The 8,150-nt window shown below is 69.3% G+C and carries 7 protein-coding genes and 1 pseudogene; 5 read left to right on the top strand and 3 right to left on the bottom strand.

Annotated features, from left to right (window positions below):
- Together C1A33_RS35760 and C1A33_RS15400 are read right to left on the bottom strand one after the other, a co-directional pair.
- Positions 1–270: pseudogene (locus C1A33_RS35760) on the bottom strand (hypothetical protein); the annotation flags it as partial.
- A gap of 2 nt (positions 271–272) precedes the next feature.
- Positions 273–1,364: an ImmA/IrrE family metallo-endopeptidase gene (locus C1A33_RS15400; RefSeq protein ID WP_101832190.1), complete on the bottom strand. Its 1,092-nt coding sequence runs from the start codon at positions 1,362–1,364 to the stop codon at positions 273–275.
- 49 nt (positions 1,365–1,413) lie between these two features.
- On the opposite strand from C1A33_RS15400, the gene C1A33_RS34960 reads away from it, so the two are divergent.
- Positions 1,414–1,569, top strand: a complete 156-nt coding sequence (locus C1A33_RS34960) for a hypothetical protein (RefSeq protein WP_165818407.1) — start codon at positions 1,414–1,416, stop codon at positions 1,567–1,569.
- Between the two features lie 228 nt (positions 1,570–1,797).
- Positions 1,798–2,004, top strand: a complete 207-nt coding sequence (locus tag C1A33_RS15405; RefSeq protein WP_101832191.1) for a hypothetical protein — start codon at positions 1,798–1,800, stop codon at positions 2,002–2,004.
- A gap of 60 nt (positions 2,005–2,064) precedes the next feature.
- On the opposite strand, the gene C1A33_RS15410 is transcribed toward C1A33_RS15405, so the two are convergent.
- Entirely contained in the window at positions 2,065–4,254 is a 2,190-nt protein-coding gene (locus tag C1A33_RS15410; protein ID WP_243407581.1) for an MMPL family transporter, read from the bottom strand.
- A gap of 258 nt (positions 4,255–4,512) precedes the next feature.
- On the opposite strand from C1A33_RS15410, the gene C1A33_RS15415 reads away from it, so the two are divergent.
- The 3 genes from C1A33_RS15415 to C1A33_RS15425 all read left to right on the top strand — a co-directional run bounded on the left by C1A33_RS15415 (position 4,513) and on the right by C1A33_RS15425 (position 7,938).
- Positions 4,513–5,958 (top strand): thiopeptide-type bacteriocin biosynthesis protein, encoded by a 1,446-nt coding sequence (locus tag C1A33_RS15415; RefSeq protein ID WP_279354642.1) that lies wholly within the window; start codon positions 4,513–4,515, stop codon positions 5,956–5,958.
- Between the two features lie 402 nt (positions 5,959–6,360).
- On the top strand, positions 6,361–6,864 hold the full coding sequence (locus C1A33_RS15420; RefSeq protein ID WP_101832194.1) for a peptidase inhibitor family I36 protein: 504 nt from the start codon (positions 6,361–6,363) through the stop codon (positions 6,862–6,864).
- Between the two features lie 219 nt (positions 6,865–7,083).
- Complete coding sequence (locus tag C1A33_RS15425; RefSeq protein ID WP_243407583.1) at positions 7,084–7,938, top strand: hypothetical protein; 855 nt, start codon at positions 7,084–7,086, stop codon at positions 7,936–7,938.
- Positions 7,939–8,150 lie beyond the last annotated feature (212 nt).

The raw sequence follows: 8,150 nt of genomic DNA on the forward strand, positions 1-8,150 counted from the left end.
CGCCTGAACCACCATCAACACGGAGCTACTCAACCCACCACCCGTGAATGGACACTCCGCCGGGTCGGGGTGTATGGGTACGCCGAAGACAGCCCTGGCCTGGCTCAGTGCGCCGAGGCCTGGCAACTCCGCTGATCGATCACACTCACGCGCGACCGACAGACACCAGCGGCCGTTGCCGTTGGCCAGGCGCTCCAGGAGATCCATGCGGTCGATGATCGCAAAGTTGATCAGGACCGTGTTGTCGGGGAAGAGTAGATAGACGGCCACGATCAGAGGCCCAGCGCCTCAGCAAGATCGTCTATGTCCATCTCAGGCGCCAGTGGACTGTCGACTTCAAGCGCATCCGGATCGATGCCGAGCATCCACGCGAGCGTTCCTGTGCCGAGCGCGCCAGAAGCGATCCCCTGCAGATGTGCCTCCTGCAGCGAGACGGGGAAACGGCGCTGGGCAGCAGCGTCCATACGAACCGTGATCTCGTCGCGGCCCGACGGGTCACCCCGCCAATGTCGCCGCAGCAAGCGTTGTGTGGCATGCCCGGCCCAGGTCTGCACGACTGCGGGCACAGAGCCTCGGCAGGCCTTCAGGCGTCGCGCGAGTGCGTCGGTCGACACGCCCCATTCCCACACCAGGTCGGCCAGGCCAGCGGCGTCCAGGCCGTCCCAGTCGATCGATTCGAGCGACTCTCGTGGGAGCAGAACCTCGGCCGCGAAGGCATTTGCCACCATCTCATGGTTATGCCGTTCACTCTCGGAGAGAGAATCATCATGGTGACGTCTGGCGAGATGCCCTAGCTCATGGGCCATAGACCAGTTCTCGTGGAACCAGCTCCCGGTCGCCGGGAGCGCGATCACTGGATGCCCGCCAGTGGTGAAGGAGTATGCGGTCGAGAGGCCGGCGACACGCACCACATCGACACCGAGCTCGCTCTCCAGTCGGGGAGCGAACGGTCGCACAAAGCGAGCACCGAGCGCGCGCCTGACCTGGGCCGGGCTTTCCGGCAGGGCAGGCAACTCCTGCGGCTCCGGGTAGGCCTGGCGGTACGCCAGGCCTATGTCCCTGAGCACCCGGTCGTCGGCCTCACGCCCGGGGACATCCCGCTGCCCCGTCTCGTGGTCGAAGGTGTGACGCGCCGCGACGACCAGCCTGTGGGGGTCGGGGCGTCCCGTGATCAACCAGTGGACGTCCGCGTCCAGGTGGTCGGCCAGGCGCGCAAGTTCGATCGACGAGAAGGCTCGTTTCCCGTTCAGCGCGCGCGAAAAAGCATCGGGGGTCATCCCGACGACCCCCGCTATGTCGCGGTGTAGAGCGTTGGGACAGGCCAGCTGGATGCGCTCCAGCACCCGGTCGCCGATGCCGTACATGCGGCCACGGTACCCCACGGTTGGGAAAATCCCAACCGCCGCCGTGCGGATGGCCGCGGAGAGCGAGGTGACCGTGCTCGTCGTGGGATGCGCCGCCCGGGAGCCGGCCGGCGAGGTGACTGCGGTGCCTGCGGCGCGCGACGCCGGGAGTACTGCTCCCCAGCGCGTGCACCATCACCGCCACGAGCTCACCGCCACCGAATGACACCAGATGCTGCCCCGCGTCCACTACGATCCGCCCTGTGCGCGACCCGACCGATCCAGGTCGCGATCCGCAGAATGATGGTGGCATGCCTGATGGTTTCGGCGATTGCCCTCCTCGCCCTCGCCCTCGTGGCCGAGACCGCCAGAGGGAAACATAGGTGAGATCACGATCCCTCCGTGGGGCGAGACTGGCCTGCGCGGGAGCATCCCTGCTGGCTGTGCTCGCGGCGTGCGGCGGTATCCCCTGCCGTGGCTGGACGGGCTCAGGCCGGACACCCGTGCCTACTACGGCGTGACCGGCGACTCCATACAGCGTCCGTTCAGTTGCCGCTCCAGCAGCCCGCAGGATCCGCAGGTGCAGCGAGAAGTCCTCGTCACCCTCCCGACGAAGGACACCGCCAGCGTCCATCTGGTCGCCTACCGGATGCCGCGCTGAGTTCCGCACCGCCACAAGGTGCGGAGCAGGTCCCCTCCTCCGCGCTGGAGCCGTGCCGAGTCATGTCGTGGCGGGTTCGGGGTGGGCCTTCCGTTCGGTGTCGAGGCCAGACCCAGACCCAGACCCAGGCGCAGGCGCGGGTTCGGGTCGGGGCAGTAGGCGGTCAAGCCAGCGTGGTAGCCACCAGTTGGCCTGGCTGAGCAGGAACATGGTCGCCGGGACGACGATCAGCCGGATGAGGGACGCGTCGATGAGGACGCTGATGCCCAGTCCGAGGGCGAGCATCTTGATGATGATGTTGCCGGAGAGCAGAAACGCAAGGAAGACGCTGGCCATGATCAGGGCCGCGCAGGTGATGACGCGGGCGGTCGCGGCGAGCCCGTCGGCGACGGCGCGGGCGTTGTCGCCGGTGACGATCCAGCGTTCACGGACCCGGGAGAGCAGGAAGACCTCGTAGTCCATGGACAGTCCGAACACGATCGCGAACATCATCATCGGCACGTAGGCCTCGACCGGCACCAGCTTGTCGACGCCGAGCAGAGAGTTGCCCCAGCCCCACTGGAAGACGGCGACGATGACGCCGTAGGCAGCGCCGATCGAGAGCAGGTTGAGCACCGCGGCCTTGAGCGCGAGCACGGGGGCGCGGAAGCTGACGACCAGTAGCAGGAACGCCGCGGCGAGCACGACGGCGATGATGACCGGAAGCCGGGCGGCGACCTGGTCGTCGAACTCGAGGCTGGCGGCCAGGAATCCCGTGACGTAGCCGCGGCTGCCGGTGCCGGCGAGCGCGCGTGGCAGCGTCTCGTCGTCCAGGCGTGTGAGCAGCCGGTCGGTGGCCGCGTCCCGCGGACTGGTGGCCGGCACGACGGTGGCGACGAGCAGAGCCCCGTCGGCGGTGGTCCGCGCTGGGCTGACGCTGGCGATTCCCGGGGTGCTGGCGAGGGTGCGCGTGAGGCGAGGAGCGAGCGCCGGATCTGACACACCGTCCGCGAGGCGCACGACGACGACGAACGGACGGTTCGCGCCCGGCCCGAACGCCCGGCTGATGGCGTCGTAGGCCCGACGGTCAGTGAAGGATGTCGGGTTTGCGCCCGCGTCGATGTGGCCAAGCGTCATCGACAGCGCGGGAACGGCCAGCACGGCGAGCGCGGCGATGCCGGCGCCGAGATAACGCCATGGATGACGGCCCACCCGCGCCGCGTGCCGGTGCCAGCCGGTCGCGCCGTCATGGCCGCTGGCGGCGCCTTCGGCCACTGGGCGGCGCACCCACCACCGGTCGATGCGGTGCCCGGCCAGCCCCAGGAGTGCTGGTATCAGCGTGATGGCGGCCAGCGCGGACACCGCCACGGTGATGGACGCGGCCAGACCGAGCTTGCCGACGAACCCGATACCGGAGGCGAACAGTCCGAGCATCGCGATGACCACCGTGGCCGCTGCCACGAGCACCGAACGGCCGCTGGTCGCAAGCGCTCCCGCCGCGGCCTCGGCCGGCCTGACCCCGGTCATGAGCAGCTGGCGGTGCCGCGCGCACAGGAACAGGGCGTAGTCGATCCCGACGCCCAGGCCGATCATGATGCCGAGGGTGGGGGCCACCGAGGCGAAGGGGCTGGCCGCCGCGGCCACGCCGAGTATTCCAACGCCGGTCCCGACGCCGACCAGCGCGGTGAGGATGGGTAGCCCGGCGGCATAGACGCTGCCGAACCCCACGAGCAGCACCACGATCGCGACGACGACGCCGATGACCTCTGAACGCGCCTCCCCGGGCTTCGGCCGCGCGGCCTGCCCCAGGACACCGCCGTAGTCGACCCGGACCCCGGCCGCCCGCACCCCAGCGACCGCCCGGTCGACGGCCGCGACGGAGGACGGTCCCAGGGCCTTCGGGTCGACATCGAAACGGACCGCCGCATAGGCGGTCCGGCCATCCTGTGACGTCCTCCCCGCGGCCAGCGGGTCACTGATCGCGAGGACGTGCGGCAGCCGGCCGACCGCGGCCGCCGCTGCCGACAGCTCGGACGAGTACGCCCGCAGCGAGGCCGACCCTACGGTGAACACGATCTGCCCGGCATACCCGCCCGCCCCCGGCTCGTGGGCTTGCAGCAGGTCCGCGCCCTGCTGCGCCGACGAACCCGGCAACTGCAGGTCGTCGGAGTAGTGCCCGCCCGCGAGACGGTGACCAAGCGTCGCGGCGGCCAGAAAGACCACCCAGGCGCCGAGTACCCACCATCCCCGCCGCGCGCAGAACCGCCCCATCTGCGCCATTGCATTCGACCGGGATCGCACCACAACCACACAGTAACCACCCAGCCACCCGAAGCAGGAACCGGGAGCGACCTCGCCGGCAGAGGCCCAGGTCCTTGCCGAGCGCGCTGCGGAGGGGCCGCCTGACGCGAATGAGGGCCACGCAAGATACGAGTGAGATCAGAATGAGGACCGCATCATCGTGGCCCGACGCGACCCGCAGGTGTTCCACGCGCTTGCACCCGACCGTCAGATGCCGTCGCTGGCGCGATTCCTCACGCACCTGCCACGAGCGTTCGCCGCCCCCATGACGCCTTCGACTTCGGCCCCGCGGCCGGTGCCCTGCCGCATCTACCCGAGGTTCGCTACGGCCGGATCATCCTGGCTCCCGAACGATGGCGCCTCAACTCCGCGGACCTGCCCAGCCTCGACGCACCGGCACCCGACTGGCGTGGTCAACTCGCCCAGTGGCGGCAGCGGCATCGGTGCCCGGACCTCGTGGAGCTGGCCGACGGTGACATGACCTTGCGGCTCGACCTCGCGGTCCCGGCCCACGCCACGATCCTGCGCGGACATCTGGCCAAGACGGTCACGGCAATGCTGAACCGCGCGGTGCCCAGCGAGGACCCTGGTTGGATCGGCCGTGCGCACGAGGTCGTCGCGCCAGTGGTCCGCGCGGGTCCGCCCGCGCCGAACAAGATGGCCGCTGTGCTGATCAGCAGAGTCAACGCCGACGGCCATCGACCTGGAGATCCAAACGCCCGCTGGATCTCCGCTCGCGTCCATACACACCCCACCGCCATGGACGACGTCATCGCTAACCAGCTCCTGGACCTGCAGGTTCGGCTCGACGCAGCGCCGCTGTGGATGGTGCGCTACCGCAACCCTGAACAGACGGATCATCTGCGCATCCGCGTCGCGGCCCGCGAACCGAGCCACGCGGCCCGCGCGACCGCTCTCGGTGAGTGGGCCGCCATGCTGGCCACGTCCGGCACCGCCGGGCAGGTTGCGTTCGACACCTATTACCCAGAAGCCGGCCGCTACGGTTCCGGTGCGGCTCTCGAGGCTGCCGAGGCTGTGTTCTGCGCCGACACCGCCGCCGCAGTCATCGCACTGCGCCAGCCGCCGGCCGTGCTGCATCCCGACACCGTCATGGCATTGTCGATGCTCGACATCGCCGAGGCGTTCCTTGGCGGCATGCACTCGGCCGCCGACTACCTGACCGCACACGTCGTGACCAAGCCGCAGACGATCGATCATAGCGTTGTCGGTGCGACCCTTCGGCTGGCTTTGGAGGGCGTGCCTCGCGACCTGCCGCACCTGCCCGTCGACCTCGCTGAGGCCTGGGCGGCCCGCGCCAAGGCTTTGATCGCCTACCGCTCGGCGCTCCCCGGCCAGATGGATACAGCGATGGTCGCCGGATCCCTGCTGCACGGTCATTCGCAGCCGCCGCGACGACCTGCGCAACCATCTCGCCGCCCAGCGCGCCGCCGGCGCCGTCGACAAGGACGACCTCACCCTCCTCACCGTCCGCCTCCACGCGGCACCAGCACCAGCACCAGCACCAGCACCGACGTCGACATAGCCCAAGCCGTCGCTCGGCGCCGGCGCCGGAGATCGCCCCGAACTACGCAAACGAACCTGGGGACCATTTTTCGCCCGGCGAGTTTGAGCAGCTTTATGGCGGTGCTTCCGCCACGTCTGTCGGCTCTATGACACCTGACCGCCCAGGAATCCGCCCGCCGAGGGTACGAAGAGGGTCTCATTCGTCATAGAAAGCACACCGACGTTCCCGGTTTCGGCGTGGCCGCGCGACCGGAGCCCACAAATCATCCGGCGCGCCACTCCCCCGGACCGCGGCGACATGCTGGACGCAGAGCACCGCGCGCCATATTCTCAACAAGCGCGCAACCCGCTGCCTCCTGGTTGCCTTGTTGGTAAGCCTCGGACATTCCATGGCCGGCCGGCCAGTATCCCGCACAGCCCCAGCGGCCTGATGGCCGCAGGCAGGTGCTGCGATGTCACGGGGCGAAAACTCATCTCCGCCATGGGACTACGCCTGCGTACTTCGCAGGCCGGGGCGAGCGCGCCCCCACACAGCAGAGCAAGGAGCTAGATATGACCGGAACGAGTATCCGCCGCCGCCTGGCCGTCGCCGCCGGCAGTGTTGCCGCGGCCGGATTGGTCGCCGTCGGCCTGCCCGCGCAAGGCGCTCAGGCCAAGACTTCGCCCACCACTCCCCCGCCGGCGAGCACGTCCGACACGACCGCGCGCAACAGCGCCGGCGCCAGCGCCAAGCACCTCGACGGCGCCTGCAACCGGCTTTCGAGCGGTACCGGCGATCTCTGTCTGTGGTACTTCTCGAACTTCGGCGGGAGCTTCTCCGACTTCTTCTTCGCGGACAGCAACCTCAACGACAACGTCTTCATCGCTCAGGGCGCCGGCCAGGGCCAGCGCGTGGGCAACAACACCATGTCCGCGGTGAACTTCGACAACGTCTTCACTGCCCAGCTCTGGACCGGAACCAACTACACCGGCGCCTCCCTGAACATCCCCGCGGGCTCCGGAAACTCGAACCTCGGAGGGTTCAACAACAACGTCGAGTCGTTCAAGTGGATCTAGCACCGCGCATTGGCTGAGGCCGGAGCCGGTCTCTCCCGACCGGTTCCGGCCTCGGCCGGCTTTCCTTCGCCGCGCCGGCGTGCACGCGCCATCCAAGCGAGAGGACAATCAATGTCGCGGGTGTGGTATCTGTTTCGCGCCGCATCTCGAGGGGGTCCTGGACGTTCCCACTCTCCGACCGCCGCCCGGCGTGTGCGGGCGGGGGTGTCCGTGGCGATCATGGCGACGATGGCCGGCGGCTGTGGGAACGGCCCGACGACGCACGCCGACGCCGCGCCTCCCCCGAGCCCGCCGGTGGTGCTGGACGCATCGCGTCTGCGGCTGCCACTCGATCCCTATCTGCTGACGCCTCGTGAATCGGAGTGGGTGTCGCAGGCGTATCGCCGCCCTCTCACCGACTGCCTGCGGCGTTTCGGGCTCACCACGCCGGAGCGGCCCGTCTCCACCGGCGGGCCGGCGACCTCCAACGAGCGCCGCTACGGCATCACCGACCCGGCGCTCGCCGCATCGGCCGGATACCGCGTGGCCGCCACGCCGTCAGCCGCGACGCCGACGCCGCCCGCGAGGCCGACACCGACGGGTTCGGCGGATCCCCGCCTCCTCGATGTGCTCACCGGTCGGCGCGGCACGGTCGACGGCCACCCCGTCCCGAACGGCGGCTGCTCCGGTGAGGCAAGGCGCCGGATGACCGTCGGCGCGCCCGCGGTCAGCGACCCGTTCCTCGCCCAGCGGCTCTCGCAGGAAAGCTACGGCCAGTCCGGCCGTGACCGGCGTGTCCAGGCTGCCACCCACGCCTGGTCGGACTGCATGCACGGACACGGCTACGACTACGCGACCCCGCTCGACGCGGCCGCGGACCCGCGGTTCCGCGACGGCCCGGTGTCGAGAACCGAGATCACCGTCGCGACCACCGACATCGCCTGCAAGAAGCAGACCAACCTGGTCGGCGTCTGGTTCGCCGTTGAGGCCGCCCTCCAGAAACCCAGGGTCGCGGCGAACCGCACGGCGTTGGAGAACATCGGGCGGACGAACGAGATCCAGCTGAGCGTGGCCAAGGGACTCGGGCTCGGCTGAATCCGGGCTCCCTCGTTCTCGTCGCGGTCCTGCCAGGCCGCTGCCACCCGTGCCGAGTCCGACCCCTGTCAAGGCACGTCGGTTGCGGGTCGTCTCGGTCGGTCGGGAGCGCGATGGGTGGGTGATCGGCCCCGCGTTTTCCGGACACATTCTATCAGTCGGTTTTAGGCCGCATCATTGCGGTTCAGGAATTCGTTGTGGACTTCTTGCGG

Source organism: Frankia canadensis (genome assembly GCF_900197875.1).
Taxonomy (GTDB): domain Bacteria; phylum Actinomycetota; class Actinomycetes; order Frankiales; family Frankiaceae; genus Frankia; species Frankia canadensis.

Coding starts and splice junctions, on each gene's coding strand:
- C1A33_RS15425 (WP_243407583.1), top strand. CDS start 7,084: ATGGCGACGATGGCCGGCGGCTGTGGGAACGGCCCGACGACGCACGCC.
- C1A33_RS34960 (WP_165818407.1), top strand. CDS start 1,414: ATGGCCGCGGAGAGCGAGGTGACCGTGCTCGTCGTGGGATGCGCCGCC.
- C1A33_RS15410 (WP_243407581.1), bottom strand. CDS start 4,254: ATGGGGCGGTTCTGCGCGCGGCGGGGATGGTGGGTACTCGGCGCCTGG.
- C1A33_RS15400 (WP_101832190.1), bottom strand. CDS start 1,364: ATGTACGGCATCGGCGACCGGGTGCTGGAGCGCATCCAGCTGGCCTGT.
- C1A33_RS15420 (WP_101832194.1), top strand. CDS start 6,361: ATGACCGGAACGAGTATCCGCCGCCGCCTGGCCGTCGCCGCCGGCAGT.